The 21,517-nt window shown below is 41.1% G+C and carries 21 protein-coding genes; 10 read left to right on the forward strand and 11 right to left on the reverse strand.

From position 1 onward, the window contains the following. Nucleotides 1-53 precede the first annotated feature (53 nt). Nucleotides 54-1,475 carry an MFS transporter gene (locus tag I3B46_RS11055; RefSeq protein WP_060561015.1) on the reverse strand — a complete coding sequence of 474 codons (1,422 nt, stop codon included), beginning with the start codon at nt 1,473-1,475 and terminating at the stop codon, nt 54-56. A 99-nt stretch (nt 1,476-1,574) separates the two neighbouring features. Between I3B46_RS11055 and I3B46_RS11060 the strand changes: the two genes are divergently transcribed. Continuing rightward, a complete protein-coding gene (locus I3B46_RS11060; protein ID WP_014658367.1) occupies nt 1,575-2,360 on the forward strand; it encodes a helix-turn-helix transcriptional regulator in 786 nt (261 codons plus the stop codon). A 305-nt stretch (nt 2,361-2,665) separates the two neighbouring features. After that, the gene (gene ydeE, locus I3B46_RS11065) at nt 2,666-3,859 is read left to right on the forward strand and encodes an efflux MFS transporter YdeE (protein ID WP_014658366.1); all 1,194 of its coding nucleotides are present in this window, start codon (nt 2,666-2,668) and stop codon (nt 3,857-3,859) included. Between the two features lie 33 nt (nt 3,860-3,892). Here the strand turns inward: ydeE and I3B46_RS11070 are convergent, their stop codons facing one another. Together I3B46_RS11070 and I3B46_RS11075 are read right to left on the reverse strand one after the other, a co-directional pair. Then, nucleotides 3,893-5,044: an MFS transporter gene (locus I3B46_RS11070; protein ID WP_104873483.1), complete on the reverse strand. Its 1,152-nt coding sequence runs from the start codon at nt 5,042-5,044 to the stop codon at nt 3,893-3,895. Nucleotides 5,045-5,281: 237 nt separating this feature from the next. After that, nucleotides 5,282-6,688 (reverse strand): aminotransferase-like domain-containing protein, encoded by a 1,407-nt coding sequence (locus I3B46_RS11075; RefSeq protein WP_036940254.1) that lies wholly within the window; start codon nt 6,686-6,688, stop codon nt 5,282-5,284. 151 nt (nt 6,689-6,839) lie between these two features. Here I3B46_RS11075 and I3B46_RS11080 point away from each other — a divergent pair, with 151 nt between their 5' ends. Beyond that, a complete protein-coding gene (locus I3B46_RS11080) occupies nt 6,840-7,001 on the forward strand; it encodes a hypothetical protein (protein WP_154598661.1) in 162 nt (53 codons plus the stop codon). A gap of 229 nt (nt 7,002-7,230) precedes the next feature. On the opposite strand, the gene I3B46_RS11085 is transcribed toward I3B46_RS11080, so the two are convergent. The 5 genes from I3B46_RS11085 to I3B46_RS11105 all read right to left on the reverse strand — a co-directional run bounded on the left by I3B46_RS11085 (nt 7,231) and on the right by I3B46_RS11105 (nt 12,941). Beyond that, nucleotides 7,231-7,887, reverse strand: a complete 657-nt coding sequence (locus I3B46_RS11085) for a Crp/Fnr family transcriptional regulator (protein WP_036940251.1) — start codon at nt 7,885-7,887, stop codon at nt 7,231-7,233. Between the two features lie 21 nt (nt 7,888-7,908). Continuing rightward, nucleotides 7,909-9,177, reverse strand: a complete 1,269-nt coding sequence (locus tag I3B46_RS11090) for a NupC/NupG family nucleoside CNT transporter (protein WP_014658360.1) — start codon at nt 9,175-9,177, stop codon at nt 7,909-7,911. Between the two features lie 26 nt (nt 9,178-9,203). Continuing rightward, complete coding sequence (locus tag I3B46_RS11095) at nt 9,204-10,451, reverse strand: adenosylhomocysteinase (protein WP_004919812.1); 1,248 nt, start codon at nt 10,449-10,451, stop codon at nt 9,204-9,206. Nucleotides 10,452-10,605: 154 nt separating this feature from the next. Continuing rightward, nucleotides 10,606-11,670, reverse strand: coding sequence for a bifunctional DNA-binding transcriptional regulator/O6-methylguanine-DNA methyltransferase Ada (gene ada, locus I3B46_RS11100; RefSeq protein ID WP_104873482.1), 1,065 nt, complete (start codon nt 11,668-11,670; stop codon nt 10,606-10,608). Between the two features lie 86 nt (nt 11,671-11,756). Continuing rightward, entirely contained in the window at nt 11,757-12,941 is a 1,185-nt protein-coding gene (locus tag I3B46_RS11105) for an MFS transporter (RefSeq protein WP_014658358.1), read from the reverse strand. A gap of 123 nt (nt 12,942-13,064) precedes the next feature. On the opposite strand from I3B46_RS11105, the gene I3B46_RS11110 reads away from it, so the two are divergent. Next, the gene (locus tag I3B46_RS11110; protein ID WP_169342271.1) at nt 13,065-13,964 is read left to right on the forward strand and encodes a LysR family transcriptional regulator; all 900 of its coding nucleotides are present in this window, start codon (nt 13,065-13,067) and stop codon (nt 13,962-13,964) included. Here the strand turns inward: I3B46_RS11110 and I3B46_RS11115 are convergent, their stop codons facing one another. Further along, nucleotides 13,965-14,753: a helix-turn-helix domain-containing protein gene (locus I3B46_RS11115; protein WP_230085216.1), complete on the reverse strand. Its 789-nt coding sequence runs from the start codon at nt 14,751-14,753 to the stop codon at nt 13,965-13,967. It lies immediately after the preceding gene. 195 nt (nt 14,754-14,948) lie between these two features. Here I3B46_RS11115 and I3B46_RS11120 point away from each other — a divergent pair, with 195 nt between their 5' ends. The 6 genes from I3B46_RS11120 to I3B46_RS11145 all read left to right on the forward strand — a co-directional run bounded on the left by I3B46_RS11120 (nt 14,949) and on the right by I3B46_RS11145 (nt 20,134). Then, the gene (locus tag I3B46_RS11120; RefSeq protein ID WP_004919796.1) at nt 14,949-15,491 is read left to right on the forward strand and encodes a GNAT family N-acetyltransferase; all 543 of its coding nucleotides are present in this window, start codon (nt 14,949-14,951) and stop codon (nt 15,489-15,491) included. Between the two features lie 218 nt (nt 15,492-15,709). Further along, nucleotides 15,710-17,137 carry a Na+/H+ antiporter NhaC family protein gene (locus I3B46_RS11125; RefSeq protein ID WP_004919795.1) on the forward strand — a complete coding sequence of 476 codons (1,428 nt, stop codon included), beginning with the start codon at nt 15,710-15,712 and terminating at the stop codon, nt 17,135-17,137. 17 nt (nt 17,138-17,154) lie between these two features. Further along, nucleotides 17,155-18,147, forward strand: a complete 993-nt coding sequence (locus I3B46_RS11130) for a D-cysteine desulfhydrase (RefSeq protein WP_004919792.1) — start codon at nt 17,155-17,157, stop codon at nt 18,145-18,147. Between the two features lie 304 nt (nt 18,148-18,451). Continuing rightward, nucleotides 18,452-18,889: a GNAT family N-acetyltransferase gene (locus I3B46_RS11135; RefSeq protein WP_004919790.1), complete on the forward strand. Its 438-nt coding sequence runs from the start codon at nt 18,452-18,454 to the stop codon at nt 18,887-18,889. Between the two features lie 28 nt (nt 18,890-18,917). Further along, a complete protein-coding gene (locus tag I3B46_RS11140) occupies nt 18,918-19,430 on the forward strand; it encodes a GNAT family N-acetyltransferase (RefSeq protein WP_004919788.1) in 513 nt (170 codons plus the stop codon). 152 nt (nt 19,431-19,582) lie between these two features. Then, complete coding sequence (locus I3B46_RS11145) at nt 19,583-20,134, forward strand: hypothetical protein (protein ID WP_053110205.1); 552 nt, start codon at nt 19,583-19,585, stop codon at nt 20,132-20,134. 118 nt (nt 20,135-20,252) lie between these two features. On the opposite strand, the gene yqfB is transcribed toward I3B46_RS11145, so the two are convergent. After that, entirely contained in the window at nt 20,253-20,573 is a 321-nt protein-coding gene (gene yqfB / locus I3B46_RS11150) for a N(4)-acetylcytidine aminohydrolase (RefSeq protein ID WP_036940233.1), read from the reverse strand. Nucleotides 20,574-20,632: 59 nt separating this feature from the next. Next, entirely contained in the window at nt 20,633-21,463 is an 831-nt protein-coding gene (gene fghA, locus I3B46_RS11155) for an S-formylglutathione hydrolase (protein WP_104873480.1), read from the reverse strand. Between the last annotated feature and the right edge of the window lie 54 nt (nt 21,464-21,517).

The raw sequence follows: 21,517 nt of genomic DNA on the forward strand, positions 1-21,517 counted from the left end.
AACCTGTATGACTTTATTAAGAGCCTTATGCGATTTGTATAAGGCTCTTTTATTTATACGCAGGATGAAATGGTCAGCGTGGGCGTTCGGCGAGTGATCATTAGCAATAAAATTGCAGAGCATATCGCCATGCAAAAGTTAAAACCTAACCCGAAGCTGACCGCATTTTTAAGTTGTTCAAAGGGAAATTGAGCCGAAAAGTGAGTTAATCCGTACTGCATCATCACAGAAACCATAGTGGCACCTATCGCGGCTCCGACTTGCTGCAATGTTGCAGTAAAGCCTGAAGCTTGTCCCGCTATCTGAACACTCACTTTAGCAAGAACTAAATTTAGCATCGGTGTCATGATCATACCTTGTGTAAACCCCACAAGGAATAAAACCGGCGTCAACCATAGTGCTGAGCTATTCGATGAAAACCAATATAGCATCACAAGTAACAGCATATAGCTTAAGCCATAAAATAGCGCGCCCCAAAATATTGTTCTTTCACCATAGCGATTAACCCAAAGAGGGGTGATTACCGATGAAATTACAAATCCAATGCTAGAAGGTACAAAAATCATACCTGACAAAAACGCGCTTAAGCCGATCCCTTTTTGCAGTAATAGAGATAACATTAAAGGGAAAGCGGAAGATGTTGCATAAACACTCATTACTACCAGTAATCCAATAACAAAGGGGCGATTACGCAGAATTTGCATACTGAATAATGGCGCTTTTCCTTGTTTCTCTAATCGGATTTCATAATAAGCAAAGATGGCCAACAGTAAGCCCCCACTGCTGAGTAATAGGCTACTTGTATTTAACCAACCCCATACGGGTAACATAAGCAATGGCAATAAAACACAGCAGATCCCTAAACCTGATAATATGACGCCACACCAATCAAGATTAATGCGGCATTTTTCTCCTTCGAGTAAAAAACGCGATAATGCGATAGCCAGTATGCCTATCGGTAAATTCACTAAAAAAATTGTCCGCCAACTCAAGTTAAATAGATCTAACGTGATCAGCCACCCTCCTAAAGCTTGCCCAGCAATAGCAGCGAGTCCTAAGCTCATTCCCAAATAGCCAAATGCTTTTTTCGCCTGTAACGGATTAAAATTGACACGGAGACTGGCATACACTTGGGGAAACAGTAATGCAGCAGATAGCCCTTGAAAAAATCTTGCGACCACCAGCAAGGTTGCTGTCGGTGCGAATGCACAAAATAAAGATGTGAGCGTAAAGCATGCCATACCCACGCGGTATAAGCATTTTTTACCGTAAATGTCTCCTAACCGACCTCCTGTAATGAGTAATAAACCAAAGGCTAATTCATAACCGACTATAATTAATGTTAGCTCAGTCAAATTGGCATTTAACGAATGCTGAATAGTCACAATGGCAACATTAACCACAAATAGATCAAAAATTGTTACGAACCCCGCCAATATTAATACAAAAAGAGCGATATGCTGATGTCGATTCATGATGTTCTCATTTATCTAGCCGAATAAAATGAGGACTATAAAGAATCCGTTATCATGGTACAATTTAACCATTTATACTATTACTAAAGGCAATAGGCTATGAAAGCGATGCAACGAATGCGCCCTGAGCTGGCTGAGTTTTTAAAGCAAAAACGGGAAAGTATTTCACCAGAAGAAGTCGGCCTACCGCGAACGACAAGGCGCAGGACTCCGGGGCTTCGTCGTGAAGAAGTTGCTGCTTTAGCTGGGGTTGGTTTGACTTGGTACACATGGCTTGAACAAGGTCGTGATATTGGCGTTTCGACGCAATTCCTTGATAATTTATCAGCCGCGTTACATTTAAATAGCGCTGAGCGTCAACACCTTTATTTGTTAACCCATAACCGCGAGCCGATAGCAACAGGTAATACCGAGCATCGTGTTCCTTCGGCTATTTCCCGCATGATCAGCGATTTTCCTGATCATTATCTCTGCTATGTGCTCAACTTGCACTGGGATGTGCTTGCTTATAATACTCGGGCCGATCACTATTTTCATTTTTCGGATGCGCAACCGTATTATTGCAATTTCCTCTATCTTCTATTTATGGATCCTCGCTACCAAGAACGCTTCGTTAATTGGCAACTTGTTGCCCAACAACTACTGGCCAGTTTTCGCCGTGATTATGCTCGCACCAAGAACAACCCCAATATTAAAAAAATGATTAACGCCCTGCTGGAACAATCAACTTTATTTAGCCAACTTTGGCATAAGCATGAAATTTACCAACCTTGTACAGGTATTCGTGAAATTGCTTATCAAGGTAAAGTGGAAAATTATGATTACTCTTCTTTGACATTTGATATTGAAAAAGGTAATCGGTTATTAGTCTACATTCCGAAATAACCTGATTGTTGTGAAATTATTGAAGCCGCTTTTCTGTATCATGTCAGTGATGACGCTGGGCGATACTGTAACATAGGCTTAAAGCCAAAAATAATAGCGTAATCCTCTATAAAGGTACTGCTATTCCTTCTATTGCCTATTTAAAAAACCCTAATCCTAGATAAGAGTTATCCAATATCTTGTTTTTATCTTTTTCAGCCTTTGTACTGACTCAGCCATTCCCTGTTATCACAAAATTCGGTAATTTATCTATTTAACAGAGAGTGCTACAACTCAATAACAATTATAACGTTAGGTCGTGGGTCATGTTGTCTAAATCAAATATTTCAAATAGCGCTTTACTCTGCTCTTCATTGCTATTAACCATTGGACGTGGAGCAACCTTGCCATTTATGGCGATTTACCTGACACGAGAATACCAAATGGCTATTGATATTGTGGGGATTGCAATGTCTCTTGCCTTAACTATCGGTGTCTTATTTAGTATGGGCTTTGGTATTTTGGCAGATAAAGTCGATAAGAAACGCTGTATGCTAATCGCTATTATTGCGTTTATTTTGGGCTTTATTGCAATTCCACTCTCAAGTCATGCCGTGCTTGTGGTTATTTTCTTCTCGTTAATAAATTGCTCTTATTCCGTCTTTTCAACCGTACTAAAAGGTTATTTTTCAGATACTCTTCCTCTTTCTATTAAAGCAAAGGTATTTTCCCTTAATTACACATTTTTGAATATCGGTTGGACCATCGGCCCGCCTCTTGGAACATGGTTATTGATGTATAACATCAATCTGCCATTTTGGTTAGCGGCAATTTCAGCGTCAATACCCGTTTTCTTTATTCAACACTTTGTACAAAGTGTGAAACCTGCTCCCCACCAAGAAGGCCAAAAGCGCTTATGGAACCCCGCTGCGATGCTACATGACAGAGCATTAGCATGGTTTATTTTGTCCACTTTTCTTGGCTCGCTGGTATTTGGCACCTTCACAACGTGGATATCTCAATATGTTATTACTGTATCCAACAGCGAGTTTGCACAAGCCGTCATCGGGGTCGTGCTTCCCATGAATGCAGTGGTTGTGGTTACTTTGCAATATATGGTAGGTAAACGCCTTACACCAGATAACCTTAAGCGTTATATGACGTTAGGTACTCTCTTTTTTGTCGGTGGCCTTGCCACATTTATGGAAGCTGACGAAAACTTATACTTATGGGCGCTAGGATCCTTTATTTTTACTCTCGGTGAGCTGATCTATGCGCCCGGTGAGTACATGTTGATTGATAATATTGCGCCGGAAGGCATGAAATCGAGCTATTTTTCGGCTCAAGCCCTTGGCTTGCTTGGCGGTGCATTCAACCCGATGCTTACAGGGGTCGTGCTCACAGAGCTTCCCCCTAAAGCCATTTTTATTATTTTAATGTTCTTCACGGTATTAGCTTGGATGAGCATGCTCAAAGGTATGAACGTCAGCAAACAACGACAAATCTTACAAACTCAGTAGGTACGAAGGGGGAAGCCAACTCGCGCTTCCTCATTATTGACTCGACCGAATATCTAATACACTCAGCACAATGGCAATGGTCAGCATTAGCATAATGATCATACTCATGGTAACCAGCCCATGGTAGCTCAATACCCATGATAAAAGTGGCAGCATAGAAAACAGTACAATGTTATTAAAACTTTCCGAAACGGCTAATACTTGACCTTTGTTTTCGCCACTGCGCATCGCAACCATGGTGGTACTCAATGGCGCAGCCATCCCCAAAAAACCGCCCCAAATAACTAAACATGCTGTGTGTACCACCAGTGGAACATACGCTAAAACAAATGTGAGTACCGCCACTGCCATCAGAGAGATGACTAATAACAATCGTTGGCTATCATTTGATAAAAAATGATAGAGCCGACCGACTAATAGATTTCCGATAAATAACCCCACTCCAAACGCAGCAACGACAACACCGATTAGCGCGCTATCAATTGAAAATTTCAGTCTGAGTACCTCTCCTGACAATAAGAAAACACTGACCGCAGTGCCGTTCCATATTGCTTTAGCACTAATAAAACGAACTATTTTTATATCCTGTAGCCACTGGAATCCCCCTTGTTTTCTCACGTCTTGATGAGGCTTTGAAGGTGGCAATATTTTACAGGCACAAAACCATACGATAAGACTTCCTACTGTTGTCATAATAAAGGGCGCGTACCATGTTAAATACTCTGTTAATACGCCTGCTAACACAGGCCCTGATACGATCCCTATCGTCATACCAACCATCACCATCCCCATCGCTGTGGATTGCTGACGCGCTGGGAAGATATCTGCAATTAAAGCAAAAATGGTGGGTACTATCGCCGCCGACGCTAAGCCACCACAAATACGGAAGAACATTGCGATAGTGAAGTTCGGAGAAACAATGATAGCTAGGCTATCTATCGCAAATAGAAACATGGCTACTAACAATAACTTTCGCCGATCGATGCGATCAGAAAAATAACCTATCACTGGTGCTGTAACCGCATAAGTCAGCGCATAAGCTGAAATTAGCCATGATGCTTGTGCGCTACTGACCGAAAAAACCTCAGCCAGCGGTGTTAATGTTGCAGATAACATAAATTCAGTAGTACCCACTAGGTAAACCGCCGTAGCAAGTACCCATAATAAGTAACGATATGGTTGCATAATAATTCTCTTGAATAATAGACAGCCCTTCCGTGAACACAAGGTCACAGATAGGTGTTAAGGGCGATGGGGAATAAAATTAAAATGGATTAAAACAAGAAGTTAAAAAGTGGTATCAGGAAATAAGATATGAATGTTTGAAGCTAACTAGATGTTTAGATCTTATAAAACATCGACGCGCTCGTCAAGAGGCATTATGGTGCCCTTTCATCAATAAAAACACCATAATACCTTTAATTATAAACGGGTTAATTTTAATGTTTCCCCCAATATCTTTATTCCATTAAGACGCCTTGGGATCAACGGCAATGCGTAGTTAATACGTAAATGATGTGTAAAGCATCCATCAGATGAAAAGTGCTCTCCTGTTAGCACAATCACTTTATTGCGCTGTAAAACATCCATTAATTTACGGTTATCCACCGGAGGATGCTCAACCCATAATGAAAAGCCCCCTTGTGGTCGAGAAATCCGTGTCATTGGCGGAAAGTGACTTTCCACTAGTTCTCGATACTGGCATTGCAGCTCACTATAATGTTGGCGCATAGCGCGTAGATGTGGGAAATAGTGCCCATCACGTAAAAAGTTAGCCATAACTTGCTGCATAAATATTTCTCCCGAACAGTGAGACAAATATTTTAAGTGCATGACTTTTTCTTTATATTTTCCGGGTATCACCCATCCTGTTCGCACCCCTGGGGCGATTGTTTTAGAAAATGAACTACAAAGGATCACCTGCCCATCACTATCCAATGATTGGATCGTCGATGGGCGCGGATATTCATACGCTAATCCCGCAAGAATGTCATTTTCAATGATCGTCACGCCATATTGAGTTGCCAGTTGCAATAGCTGCTGCTTATGTGTTTCAGGCATGGAGCAGCCCATAGGGTTATTGCAAGTCGGTGTTACCACAATAGCTTTTACTGACCAACGATGAAAAGCCTCTTGTACCCGTTCTAATTTGATCCCTGTCTGTGGATCTGTTGGGATTTCAATAATTCTTCTGCCTAATCCATACAGTGTCTGCAATAAACCAGGAAATGTCGGTGATTCTACCGCTATCACATCATCGCCTTGCGTCGATGCTTGAATAGACAGCGATAATGCTTGATGACCACTTGTCGTCGTCACGATATCGTCAGGCGTAAACAGGGTTTTATGATCAGAAATATGATGAATTTGCTCACGCAATGCTGGCAATCCTTGTAAGCAATCATACTCTAACATTAAGCGATTTTTACGACGGCTGAGCATATTCATTTCTTGCCACAGCGGCTCTAATGTTTTGTTATCGATATTCGGAACCGCGCAAGATAATGAAGTGATATTATCGCGCTCTTCTACGCGTAAAAAATCAATAGTTGGGTTCCATTGAGCGATATGTACTGGTTTTTGTATGTAATTTACCGCCTTAGGCAGTAGAGCCTCGGTTTTGTTTGGAATAACAAAATAGCCTGATTTAGGTACCGCATAGATCAGTTGCATTTTTTCTAGCTCACGATAAGCAAGCTGCGCTGTTGTTAAGCTGACCTCATGTTCACGCCCTATCTCCCTCACTGAAGGAAGTTTTTCACCACTTAAAAAGTCTCCTCGATGAATTTTTTCCTGTAATGTCTGCGCGATCTGTTTGTACAGTAACATCATTCAGCCCTTAACCGTTTGCATATCGCATTAATGTAATACAAAACTACCCATATTTGATCTGTATTATGCAAAAAACGCTATCTGTCACTTTTTTATGATTATTCTCTATGCAAACCTAATTGTAAATTTAAAGGTACAAGGGGGTTATATGGAATATGAACATAACAAAGGTGGTAAACCTTATTCTAAATTAATTTTAATAGAGCCTATCGTTTGGATATTGAAAAAATTAACCAATCCAATAAAAGCGATTTATTATCACTTTAAAACCAGAAAGAAATTTGAAAAATATAAAAACCAAAAAATATAAAAATCAATAATTATCAATAGGATAAACAAAAAAGCATTTTCATATTAATGTTATCTATAAAAGTTTATTGATTCTTAATTATAGTTAACCCTAAGTGTAAAAAGCTTAAATTATTTTTATTTTTCCTATACTCGATAAATAAAACGATCGATTACGCTATGTTATAAGAAGCTATCCTTTTAATTCATGATGTTATTTTCAGTCATGAAATAGTGATAGCTTTCCTTAATTAACGCGGAGCTAATAAAATGATGTGGCCTTCTTGCTGTATGATACCTTGTTCTTTCAACTTAAATAAAACTTTATCCAAATGGCGACGTGAAGTACCTAAAATTGCGGCTAACGTCTCTCTCGGTAAACGAATTTGGTGGCTCGATAGTTGCGTTAAAATGTACAGCAAGTTCTTTTCAATGGAATCAACGGCGGTCATCAATCGTTGTTCTCCATTAATTAATGAGCGTTTCGCCAATTGTCGATTTAAAAGAATGGATAAGCGGTGGTCTTGAGATAACCAAACTAAAAAACTATCAGATGGGATACGGATCACTCGTGCGTCCGTTAATGCAATCACATCATAGCGATAATGTTTTTGCTGGCACAATGCTTCCATCTCACCAAGAAATTCACCTTTATAACAGAATGTTAAAGCGAGCTCTTTACCACTATCAGCGAGTTTGTTCACCACAAACTCACCTTCAATGATAATATAGGTGTATTGGTTTTCTGTGCCTTGATGGATCAGTTTGTACCCTTCTTGTAAATGAATGGTACAAAAGGTATTTTTGACTGAGGGTGGCGCATGACGAAATAACCAATCAACATCGGGAAGTAGCTCTTGTTCACTGAACTTTAGCCACAACTCGCGAAAAGGAGTTTCATCCATCATACCTGCCACCCATCACTATGATTAACCTAAAATTAGCCCTGCTATAGCACCGTTCATTAAGTTCGCCAAAATAGCCGCACCAAATGCTTTGAATGCAATACTCGTCAATTCACCACGACGTTCAGGACACATCGCACCGATGCCACCTATCGCAATCCCTATTGTACCTATGTTAGTAAAACCACACAGAGCAAACGAGAGGATCACTTGTGTCTTAACGCTCAATGCTTCGCCTGTCGCTGGCAAAATAGAACCATCTAAATAAGGCTGTAGATTAGCATATGCAATAAATTCATTGAATAATACTTTCTGGCCTAATAACTGCCCTGCGAACTGAGCTTCATTCCAATCAACGCCTAACAGCCATGCTATCGGTGAAAATAGCCAACCAATCAACTGGGTGAGCGAAATTTCATAACCAGTAAAGCTAGTTGCCCACATCATTATGCCATCGAACATTGCAATAATAGCTAACAAAGCCAAGAGCATACCCGCAATATTCAACGCCATACTAACCCCGACGCTAGCCCCCTGAGTTACCGCATCAATGCTATTACGGTATTCAGATTTTTCGCCTTTCATGGAGCTGACCGTTGTATATTTATCACTGTTCTCTTTAGTTTCAGGGTAAAACAATTTCGCAAACAGTAATCCTGCTGGGGCCGACATAAAGGAAGCCGCCAGTAAATACTCAATTTTCACGCCATACTGGGCGTAACCAAGTAACACGGTTCCCGCAATTGAGGCTATTCCCCCAACCAAAATGGTGAAAAATTCTGAAGAGGATAAATATTTTAAATAAGGGCGGATCACTAACGGCGCTTCCGTCACCCCTAAAAAAATATTTGCAGCTGAAGACATTGATTCCGCTCGTGATGTTCCAAGCAAACGGTGTAATGCTCCACCAATCAAGATGATCAGTTTCTGCATAATACCTACATGAAACAGTAAGGCCGATAGTGCAGATAAAAACACCAGTACAGGTAGTACTTTAAATACAAAAATAAACCCATCGGCACCAAGCAGATCAAACATTTTGTCAGTGGCTAAGCCCCCTAACAAAAATTGTGTGCCTGTTTGTGTATAGTCTAATAATGCGGTGACTTTATCCGCCATCCACATCATAACGCGCTTGCCAGCTGGCAGATATAACATACAAAATGCAAAAGTAAATTGCATTAATAGTGCGATGGAAACGAGCCGTAGGCTTATCCTACGGCGGTTGTTAGAACAAAGGTATGCAACCAATAATATGACAGCAATACCTAAAAGGCTATTCAGTATCGACATCAGCGTCCTCCGCCTACTTTTAACTTTTATTTCAGTTCAAAGGCATTTAAATACTGGTACTGCCTATCACTGAGAGTATCGAAGGAAACACCCATATCTTGTAATTTTAATCGCGCCACTTCACTGTCGATTTCATCGGAAACAGCATACACTTTTTTATCCAGCGCATGTTTGAGTAGATATTCTGCGCCTAAGGCTTGTAAAGCAAAACTCATATCCATAATTTCTGCTGGATGACCATCGGCACAAGCGATATTGACCAGTGCTCCACGCCCCAACAAATAAACGGTACGACCATTTTTCAAGCAGTAGGCTTCAATATTTTGACGTGCTTCATAGGTACTCACACACAATTCTTGCAACGCATTAAGGTTAATTTCGTCTTCAAAATGTCCGGTATTACTAATGATCGCCCCTTCTTTCATTAAACTGAAATGCACCTCAGTCAGCACATCACAGCAACCCGTTGCGGTCACAAAAATATCACCTAGTGGTGCTGCGGCTTCCATCGTCATGACTTCAAAACCATCCATCTTCGCTTCAAGCGCTTTGATTGGGTCGATTTCAGTAATAATGACTTCAGCACCAAGGCCTTTTGCACGCATCGCACAGCCTTTACCACACCAGCCATAACCCGCAACAACCACTTTTTTACCCGCAATCACTAGGTTAGTTGTGCGCATAATGCCATCAAACGTAGATTGCCCTGTACCATAACGGTTATCAAAGAGATGCTTAGACTGCGCCCCATTAATGGAGATCACCGGGAAATTTAGCTCATGGCTTTTTTCACGAGCCATCGCCCTTAACACGCCAGTAGTTGTTTCTTCACAAGCGCCAATAACATGACCTGCATATTCAGGATAAACACTGTGTAATTCATGCACTAAATCGCCACCATCATCGATAACGATATGAGGCTCACATGCCAGTGTCTCTTTTACAAATTGTTGGTATTCTTCGGCGCTAGCACCATGAATTGCAAATGTATTGATACCACTTTTCACTAATGCCGCTACGATATCGTCCTTAGTCGACATAGGGTTACTACCAGTCACCGATACTTTCGCACCGCCAGCGGCAAAAACTTGAGCAAGATAAGCGGTTTTCGCTTCTAAATGGATAGATAATGCAATGCGTTTGCCCGCAAAAGGCTTCTCTTTACTAAAGCGAGCTTCTAAAGCACGCAATAGCGGCATATGAGCACGTACCCAAGCAATTTTTTGTTCGCCAGCCGGCGCTAGAGATAAATCTTTATAGATACTTGTGACCATCTTAAATTCCTTTCAATATGTTGCTTAGAATGAAGCAAAACATACAAAACGAACGATAGTCACAATAGGTCATTTGCCCATATTAGGTTGAAAAAGTGTTAACGAGATATAATTATGGCAAACAATTTTGCGTTGTGATTATTTGTTAAACGAATCATTTATTCACCGCTTCTTTATCCAACAACTGACGTTTACGTGCAATACCCCAGCGATAACCGGACAAAGCGCCATCATTTCGCACCACTCGATGGCAAGGAATTGCCACAGCCAGCATATTTGCCGCACAAGCGCCGGCAACCGCTCTTACCGCTTTTGGATGACCTATCTGTTTAGCTATATCACTGTAACTGACCGTTGTGCCAACAGGGATAGTGCGCAATGCTTGCCAAACACGTTGCTGAAATGCTGTACCGCGAATATCTAAGGGTAAATTTAATCCAATTTCGGGTGCTTCAACAAAACCGATTACTTGTGCAACCAACGTTTCAAACTCACTATCTCCCCCGATTAATTCAGCATGAGGAAACTTATCTTGTAAGTCTTTGAGCAGTTTTTCAGGATCGTCGCCCAACAAAATAGCACAGACCCCGACTGAACTTTGCGCCACTAAAATATCGCCTAATGAGCACATGGCTAATGCAAAGTAGATTTTTGCTCCCTCGCCACCAGTTTTCCATGCTGTTGGCGTCATGCCTAAGCGCTCTGCCGAGGTTTCATAAAAACGGCTATCTGAACTAAATCCAGCATCATAAATCGCATCAGTAATACGCGATTGCTGCTGTAATTGCTGACGCAGCTTCCCATGCCGGTAAGCATCAGCATAAGCTTTTGGGGTAAGCCCTGTTTGAGCTTTGAATAAGCGATGAAAGTGATAGCGACTGATCCCCACAAAAGCGGCAATATCATCGAGTTTCACTGACGTACCGCTTTGTTCTATATAGCGGCAGGCTTGTGCAATTTTTTCTTGGTAAAATTGTTCAAGTTGAGCAGCCTCTTTCGTGCTACGTTTACCGGGCCGGTAGCCTTTATCTAACGCCTGTTGTTCGTTATCAAAAAACTCGATATTCTCTCGTTTCGGTAAACGCCCCGCGGCTGACGGATGGCAGTAAATGCGTGAAGTACGGACACCATAAACAAAATGACCATCCGCGGCTTTATCGCGGGCAACAATCGCTTGCCAACGTGCTTCATCACTTAACCATTTGTTTACTGTTGCCATAGTCATACTCCATTTCTATCGTGTGTTGCCGCCATTATTCGTTAAATAAGGCAGCAACAAACTCCATCTCTTGCTTTTTAGTCGCATTAGTCACAGATGCAGACCGCTGGCTGAGTACTTTCTTTTCGTAAGTTTTGACGTACTTTCAACCATAAAACCACAATACCTAATAATGCGACTAACGTTCCCATATAACTCACCGTTGAGTAACTGTAGCCGAATGATAATACGCTAGCCCCAATCGCTGCACCAATCGCATTACCGAGGTTAAAAGCGCCTACATTCACCGAAGATGCTAACGCTTGCGCCCCAACCGCGGCTTTCATGACTAAAATTTGCAAAGGGGGAACAATGCCAAAACTAAAAATACTCCACAGGGCTAACCCTAGTCCGGCACCTATTGTTGTCGTACCTATCATTGGGAAAATAACCATACTTAAGGCCAACATGCCAAAGAACACAAACAATGTTCCATATAAAGTGCGATCCGCAAATCGCCCACCAAGATAGTTACCGATAGAAAAACCGACACCGATAATCACCAGCATTAGTGTGATCATTGAGTCAGAAGCATCAATAAATTGCATTAACATCGGTGCGACATAAGTATACAAGGTAAACATCGCACTAGCTCCTAACACCGTACTTAACATGCCTAACATCACTTGGGGTTTTCGTAAAATACGCAATTCAGCCCGAACGTTGACAACTTGACCCTTTAAATGGCGAGGTAACGCCAAGACTAAACTAATGAGTGTGATAACGCCTAACCCTGAAATGACCAAAAAAGCCTGTCGCCACCCTATGACTTGGGTCAGTTTTGTCATCAAAGGTACTCCACCTATATTGGCGATCGTTAACCCCATAAACATCGCAGCGATTGCACTAGCTTGCTTACCAGGAGGAACAACACTCGCGGCAACCATTGCCCCTAACCCGAAAAATGCACCATGATTTAAGCTAGTCACCAATCGAGAAAGTGACAGCGTCACTAAATCAGGTGACATCGCAGATAATAAATTACCTATGGTAAATATAGACATAAGTAAGATCAGTGCGTATTTAGGGCGATATTTAACTAATACCAATGTCATTATAGGAGCACCAATCATGACACCTAACGCGTAAATAATCACAATTGATCCGACAGAAGGAATAGCCACATCCAAATTGCTGGCAATATAAGGCAACATCCCCATCGGGGAAAATTCAGTTACGCCGATAGCGAATGCACCTATCGATAATGCAAAAAGTGCGACATTGATTCTCATAAATAGACCTTGCTAATAAATACTTATTTTTTATTGAGTACACTAAAGTGGCGTGATCTTTTCATATTGATGTGTCATGAAAAAGCCGTTAAGGTGAGAAAAACTTTTGCCGGAATTGCAAAAATGAAAATGACCTTTGAAGAGTTGCAAGTATTTATTAGCGTGGTTGACTGCGGCTCTATTACCGCAGCGGCAGAACAGTTGAATATGACAATATCAACAGTTAGTCGTACCCTTCTTAGGCTTGAAGAAAAAATACAAACAACCCTGATTTATCGCACAACACGTAAAATTAAACTCAGTGATGAAGGGGGAGCATTTTTGCAAAAGGCGCGAGAGATAGTCCAGCTTGCTCAAGAAGCCGAAGAGATGTTATCAGCACGTCAAACCATTCCATCTGGGAAGTTGCGTATTGATGCGTCGACGCCTTTTTTAACCCGTGTAATAGCACCTTTGCTCCCATTATTTAGTGAGCAGTACCCACAAATTGAGTTAGAAATTACTAATTTTGAAGGGTTTACTAACCTATTAGAGAAAAAAACAGATGTCGCCTTTCGGATCGGCTCTCTAAAAGATTCATCATTAAATGCAACATTAATTGGTTATAGTCAAAAACGGCTACTTGCTAGCCCTGCTTATCTCAAAAAATATGGTGTTCCCAGCTGCGTTGATGATTTAATTCACCATCGTTTGCTAGGTTTTACTGCTCCGGAAACATTAAATATTTGGCCGATAAAAATGGCAGATGGCACACCACTTAAAATAACGCCAGATATTGCCGCAGCCAGCGGTGAAGTGTTATTCCACTTAGCGGTTCAAGGCTGTGGGATCTTACTTTCTTCTGATTTCGTTAGCTATGAGGCACTCGCAAATGGCCAATTAGTGCAGGTTCTAACTGAACAGACCGATGAGGTAAAACAACCTATTCATGCTGTTTACTATCGCAACCAAGCGGTTTCACCTAGGTTACGCTGTTTTATTGATTTTGTGAAAAAGCATGGCACGCAGATTGAGACAAGCTGATTAGTCAGTAACATCACGACGATGACCTTTTTTAAAATTAGATAAGGTTAGCCCTGTATGCCGTTTAAAATATCGACAGAGATAAGAGGTGTCCTCAAAGTTGAGTTGCGCCGCCACTTCTTTGATTGATTTATCTCCACCACCTAACAACGCTTTGATTTCGAGCACAACTTGCCTATCAATCAACGCCTTTGGGGTATCATTAAAAAAATCGCTGGTGATTTGAGACAAATAAAATGGTGTGACGGCTAATTTCCGTGCATAAAATTGGACGTCTCGATGCTCTTTACAATACTGTGTGATCATATCCCAAAAACGCCAGCACAACTGTTCTTTACGGCTTTGTTGTGCTTTTTGTTTAAGGGGTGTTGGTGGCATTTTATTGGCTATCAATAGAAAGAAATTTTGCACATGATGGCATAACATGGTCGTTACGTATTCGCCCTGTTGTTGAATAATAAAATCGAATAACGCTTGCCATTGCTGTAACGCAGCCAAATCAGCTTGCTCCACAGATAGCACCGGTGACGCATTAAAAAATGCAAACAGTGGATTTGGTAACTGAAAAGCGACATCAACTGCAAAATCCTTTTCAAGTAAAAAATAATCAAACAGAGAAGCCCCTGAACACTGTTGCACCATGACAAACGTATCGTCATACAACACAATGATGTCATTTGCTTTTACGACATATTTTTTAAAATTAATATTAAAAACGGCTCTTCCTCTTTTACAAATCAATACGGCGACATAGGTTGGTACAAGTGGCGTTAACTGTGATCTTACCAACGTTGTCTCCCCCTTGCTTATAACATGAGGTACACAATATCGGTGATTAAATGAGTTCAGCATGCAGGCCCTCTGTGAGCGTCAATATGGATAATGTGTTGGCAAAAGTACCTAAAGTAACGAGGTTTTGCGCTTATTTCTATCACAAAAATACCTAAAATAGGCAGTATCTAGAAAACAATAAGGAAAATCTCGATGAAACTTTATACTGAAAGGCTAATTTTGCGCCCTTGGCAAGAAAGCGATGCTAACGACTTGTATGAATACGCGAAAGATGAACGTGTTGGACCTATCGCGGGTTGGCCCCCTCATAAAAGTGTTGAAGAAAGCCGCTCCATCATCAAAACGATGTTTATGCGTGACGAAGTTTATGCTGTCGCTTTAAAAGAAGATAACCGTGCTATTGGTTTAATTGGTCTATCCATGCAGGCTGATAGCCAATTACCTATCGGAAAAAACGATGCTGAAATCAGTTATTGGATAGGAGTGCCATTCTGGGGGCGAGGCTTAATCCCTGAAGCGGTTCGCGAGATCATTCGCCACGGATTTGCCGATTTAAAATTAGAGAACTTATGGAGTGGTTATTTTCAAGGCAATCTGCAATCTAAAGCCGTTCAAGAAAAATGCGGATTAACCCATTACGGCACCCTTGAACCCAAATACATGGAATTAATAGGTGAAACGAAAATTGAAGAAATAAGTCGGATCACTTATCAAGAATGGAAAAACCGCACATAATTTCTTTGTTCATAAACAACAGTAAAAGAGCTATTGCCTAATGGCTCTTTTGCCTATAACTATCATTTTTATACACTTCCGGTCGATTCATGCCGACTTTTTTGTTACAAAACGCTGCGAATAAACAGTTATCTATTCATTAATCTTACCTATCAGTGCTATGATTTTTCGATAATTATAATTTTAAAATAAAAAATTCATTGCAAATAGGTAACCACATGCAAGATTATGGTATTTGGACAGTTATTACTCCCATCGTCACTATTCTGTTGGCGATCCTCACCCGCCAAGTCATGCTTTCGCTCATGCTAGGGATCTTGGTCGGCTTTACCGTTATTCATGACCACAATATATTGCTTGGGATCAAAGGAACTGTCGATGGCGTTATTGATACCTTCGCATCACCGGGAAATACACGCACGATAGTCTTTATGGTGATGATTGGTGGAATTATGCGCTTAGTTGTAGTCACGGGAGGCGTTCGCGCATTAGTCCAACTACTTTCCAATCGGACACAGCTAGTCAAAAACCGAGTCACCACTCAACTTTTGGCTATTTTGATCACCTCATTAATTTTCATAGAAAGCTCCATTAATCAGCTAGTCGCAGGCGCTTCGACTAAAAACCTCGCACGCAAATACGCCGTCGCACCGGAAAAAATGTCTTATATCATCCAAACCGCTTGTGTTTCTGTTTGCTCTTCCGCGGTTATCAACGGTTGGGGGGCAGTGATTATGGGATTAATTGGCGTCCAGATCTCACAAGGGCTTATCACTGGTGAACCTTTTGATATTTTGATTAAATCAATCGGTTATAATTTGATGGCTTGGTTGTCGCTTGCCACTATTTTATTCTACGTATTCACGAATATATCTTGGGGCCCAATGAAAAAGGCTGAGATGCGATATCAGGCTAATCATACCGTGGAAGCCGATTCTCAGCAGCATGACGCAGATGACGAAACGGATATTATTGATCATCCCAATGCTCACTCCGTTTTGAACTTTTTCATTCCTATCCTTTCAACTGTATTAATGGTTCCCGTTGCCTTGTATATCACTGGTGATGGTGATTTTAGTAAAGGAAGTGGCTCAACGTCCGTTTATTGGGGAGTCATGTTTGGTACAGCTGTCTCTTTTTGCTGGTTTATTGGGCGTCGATTGCTCAATATTGAGCATTTCTTTCAAGAATTATTCATTGGCTATGCCAATATGCTAAAAATCAGCTCAATTATGATCTTAGCCTTTTTAATGGGGAATGTTTCAGCGGAGCTAAATACAGGGACTTATATTGCCAGCGTCACACAAGGGGTGATGGCTCCCGGCTTCTCTATTGGCTTTGTTTTTATCATTAGCGCCATTATGTCGTTGGCAACAGGAACTTCATGGGGCACCTTTGCCATTATGATCCCTATTGGCGTGCAGCTAGGGATATCCGTCGGTATGCCTATTGAATATATGATAGGTGCCGCCATTTCTGGATCAATCTTTGGTGATATGACCTCACCCATTTCCGCTGATGCGATCGTCGCGTCAATGGCGACAGATTGTGATCATATTGAGCATATTCGAACACAAATGCCCTATGCATTAGTCACTGCAAGTATGGTACTCGCTATTTATCTATACTTAGGTTTTTCACATTAGTTTCCGAGGAAGTTGACATGTCACTACAACAAAAACTAGCCCAATTTACCAAGTTGAGTTTGAACAAAAGCTCGACTCCCCTTGAACGACTTGAAAACTTATCTCGTGTATATGGTCGTGAGATCTTTATTAAACGTGATGACATTTCGCCTCTCGCGATGGGAGGAAACAAACTACGAAAATTAGAGTTTCTTATTGCTGACGCATTAGAGAAAAAGGCAAAAGTGATTGTTACCGCAGGTGCAATTCAATCTAATCATGTGCGCCAAACGGCGGCAGTTGCGGCTATGTATGGGCTAAGATGTATTGCTTTACTGGAGAACCCTATACAAAGTGACGACCCTAATTTTTTGCATAACGGCAATAAATTGCTGACCAATCTATTTGGGGCTGAATCTGTCATGTGTGAGGCTTTAACCGACCCTCAAGCTCAAATGGAAGAACTCATTCAAACATTAGCATTAGAAGATGCTTATATTGTTCCTGTCGGTGGCTCTAATGCCCTTGGCGCTCTTGGCTATGTTCAATGTGCCATCGAAATTGCTCAACAAAAGCCTTTAGAAGTGGAGTTTGATAAAGTCATTGTGGCTTCGGGCAGCGCGGGCACCCATGCAGGTCTGGCTATCGGCCTACAAGAGCTGTTACCTCACTCTCAAGTTATAGGCGTGACAGTGTCACGCTTTAAGCAAGATCAGGCACCAAAAGTTGAAAAAATACAGCGGGAATTAGCTGAACTACTCGCTATTTTAAAAACGCCAGAAATAGCGCTCTGGGATGGATTCTTTGAACCTATGTATGGCATGCCAAATCAAGCAGGCCTAAACGCTATCACCCTACTGGCTCGCAGTGAGGGAATTTTGTTAGATCCTGTTTATACAGGCAAAGCAATGGCTGGTTTAATCGATTATTTAGAAAACTCAAATGAAAAAACGCCGGTTCTGTTTGTGCATACAGGGGGCGCACCAGCCCTATTTGCTTATCCCGAAATCAACAAAATAGTTAATCAATAATTAAAAACGGCTCATGCTATTGTGAGCCGTCTTCTCATTTACCGCGATTGACTTAGGCTGATAATCCCCTTCATATCCCCTATGCAAAACAACGTTCCCAACATCAATTGATCTATAAATCAGCGGTATTCACCTAGATTTACGCTTCTTAAACAAATAAGAAGCGCCATGGTTAAACACCGTCAATCAGCCAACCTGTTCATCTCCTCACTCTTTTTTCGCGCCAAAAATGCGCTATACGGACGTTTCTGTAGGCATTGAATAATGAGTTGTATAGACTAATTATTCGATATGGGAGGCAAAGATGAATCTTCAATTACGTACAATAACCAAAGAAAATTACGAAGCAATATCATTACTTGAGGTGTTTGAAGAACAAGAAGATTTTGTTGCTTCAAATACATGGTCTCTGCTTGAAGCAGCATATAATAAGGAGTATGTCACTAGAGGCATTTATCTGGGTGATACCCCCGTAGGCTTTTTTATGTGGGTACCGAAATCAGATAACACCGTTGCTATTTGGCGCTTTATGATTGATAAGTCACATCAAAATCATGGTATTGGCCGTCAAGCAATGGCGTTAGCCCTAGCAGAAATTAAGCAAGATAATTCATTGCAAGCCATTGAAATTTGCTATAACCCTAAAAATAGCGTCGCAAAATCATTTTACTCATCATTTGGTTTTCAAGAGATTGGGTTAGATGAAGATGATGAAGAAATGCTTGCTATGATGTACTTATAATATTAACAATCTGAAAAATAATATATTTATGAAAATCATACTCCGAAAAGCGACAGAACAAGACGCACAATTACTCTATAAGATAGGCATGGAAAGCTACCTCTATCACTTTGCAAAGCGATGGAAAAATGCAGATGAGCTAGCCAGCTATGTTTATCATGAATACTCTCCCTTTAAAATTATAAGTGACATGCAGCAATCGAATATTGAGTGGTTTGTGATTGAGAATTCCCAACCTATCGGGTTAGTCAAATTAACTTACCATTCCACTATCCCTGATGAAACAATTCAGGGAACCCAACTCAATAAGCTCTACTTTTTACCTAGCCAAACGGGGCAAGGCAATGGCTCCCTCGTATTTAAGCAGATTGAAGCTCTGACTAAGCAGCATGGTGATACCCTATTATGGTTAGATGTTCTCGCTGATAACCACTCGGCGCTCAGTTTTTATCAAGCAAATGGCATGCATAAACTCAAAGAGGTTATATTTACCCGCCATACTCAACAAAGCCTTGAGTTTATTATGGGGAAAGTAATCTAGTTTGCTTAGTGGACGATAATGAAAACCACATTTTCACTCAAGTAAAAGGGAGCTTATTGCGACGATGGGTCATTCGGAACTTGCCTACATGATTTCTGTTTTTTATATAATAAAATTTGCGCGACAAATCATAGAGAAAGGAGTAGCTTGTCATGACGCCAGAACAATTTCATGAGCAAATTTGGAAGGCATTAAAGCCCATCAATAAAGAAGAATTTCACGCCGTTGCCTCAGTTCCACCAACGGCAGAAGCTGTCTCTTTTATTGAGACATCAACGGGGATTAAAATTCCTGAAGAATTCGCCACATTCTCAATGAAAACCAATGGGCTATGCATTATGGCCAAAGAGTCTGTATGGCCTGAAGCAAAATTATTTGATGTGGCTCCTGCATGGACATTCCATTGTGGTGTAGTGATCCTTGGTATAGATACCGATGATCTCCCTGAATGGGCAAGTATTTTAGAAGCTTATAAACAGCTTGTTGAGCGTTTTGAAATCACAGATGTTCTCCCTTTACTCACAATCTATGGTGACGGTAATCATGTATGGGGTGTTCGCAAAGATGGTGCCTTTGTCGAAGTCTATGATGATGAAATCACTGTACTCGATAAAGAGTTTACTGACGTTTATTCTGAAGAAATCGAAGCCTTGATGCAGCGACTCAATGATATGAAAAAACGCGTCGCCGCACGCCAAAAATAATTTTTAACCACGGTATGAGGGGCTTTTTCCTTAAATAGCCTCTCCTCAATACCATTTAATTGCCCTCCAAACATGTGCTTAAAAATAAAGCTATCTCAATCTTTTCGTTCAATTAATCCTATTCCACTAAACGGTAATGGATAACAAACAGTGATTGCTCTGTTGGATAAATTTCACGAATAAGGCTTTTTAAATTATCCAGCGTCATCGCCTCCTGTGTTGCGTGATACTCCGAAATATCATCGTAATCGATCGGTTCAACAGAGAGGATTTCTATATCCGTATAGTACTTCCCCGTTTCAAGAGCAAACACCTTAACAACTGAGTGCGGTACGTAATGGCTTTCATGTTGATCACGAATAGTAATGACTTTTTTACCTGAGATAACCAAAGGTAGCAGCCGCTCATAAAACGTGATTGTGTCTGGCACTGTATTCACATCAAATCCCTGTATAAAAAATAGGGGTTGGTGATGACAATTTCATCACCAACCGATAATTACGACTTAAGATAACGTGCATGAAATGCAATATGATCACCAATAAAGCTAGCAATAAAATAATAGCTGTGGTCATAGCCTTCACGTAAATTCAATGTGAAATTATGGCGTTTACGATTGCACACTTCATCAAATAATTCAGGTTGTAATTGTTCTTGGTAAAAAGGATCTGCCGTTCCCACATCAACCAACATCGGTGGTGTCGATTGCGCCTCATTCAATAAATTGATGGTATCATAGCGAGACCAAAGCGATTTATCCTCACCTAGATAAGCAGAAAATGCCTTTTGCCCCCATGGTACTTGTGTGGGAGCAACGATTGGCGCAAAAGCCGATAAACTACAGTAACGGTCTGAGTTACGTAGGCCAATCATCAATGCACCATGTCCCCCCATAGAATGCCCACAAATGGCACGTTTACCATTGGCGGGTAAGTTCGCTTCGACCAATGCGGGCAGTTCGGAGACAATATAGTCATACATTTTATAATGGCTAACCCAGGGTTCTCTTATTGCATTTAAATAGAACCCTGCACCTTGCCCTAAATCATATGCCTCATCATCAGCAACCTGTTCACCTCGAGGGCTGGTATCAGGTGCGATCAAAATAACACCATGCTCTGCTGCAAACTGCTGTGCGCCAGCTTTTGTAATAAAGTTTTGTTCATTACAAGTTAAACCCGATAACCAGTAAATAACCGGGTATTGTTTGTTCGCTGCCTCAGAAGGTAAAAAAGCCGCAAACCTCATATCGCAATTCAATACGGTAGAATGGTGCTGATAGACATCTTGCCAGCCGCCAAAACAGGCGTGACGTTCAATCCTTTCCATACAATCTCCTTATCAATTTGAATGTAAGATAAGCCCGACATCTCGGGCTTGCGG

Source organism: Providencia sp. 2.29 (assembly GCF_015832305.1).
In the GTDB taxonomy this organism is placed as follows: domain Bacteria; phylum Pseudomonadota; class Gammaproteobacteria; order Enterobacterales; family Enterobacteriaceae; genus Providencia; species Providencia stuartii.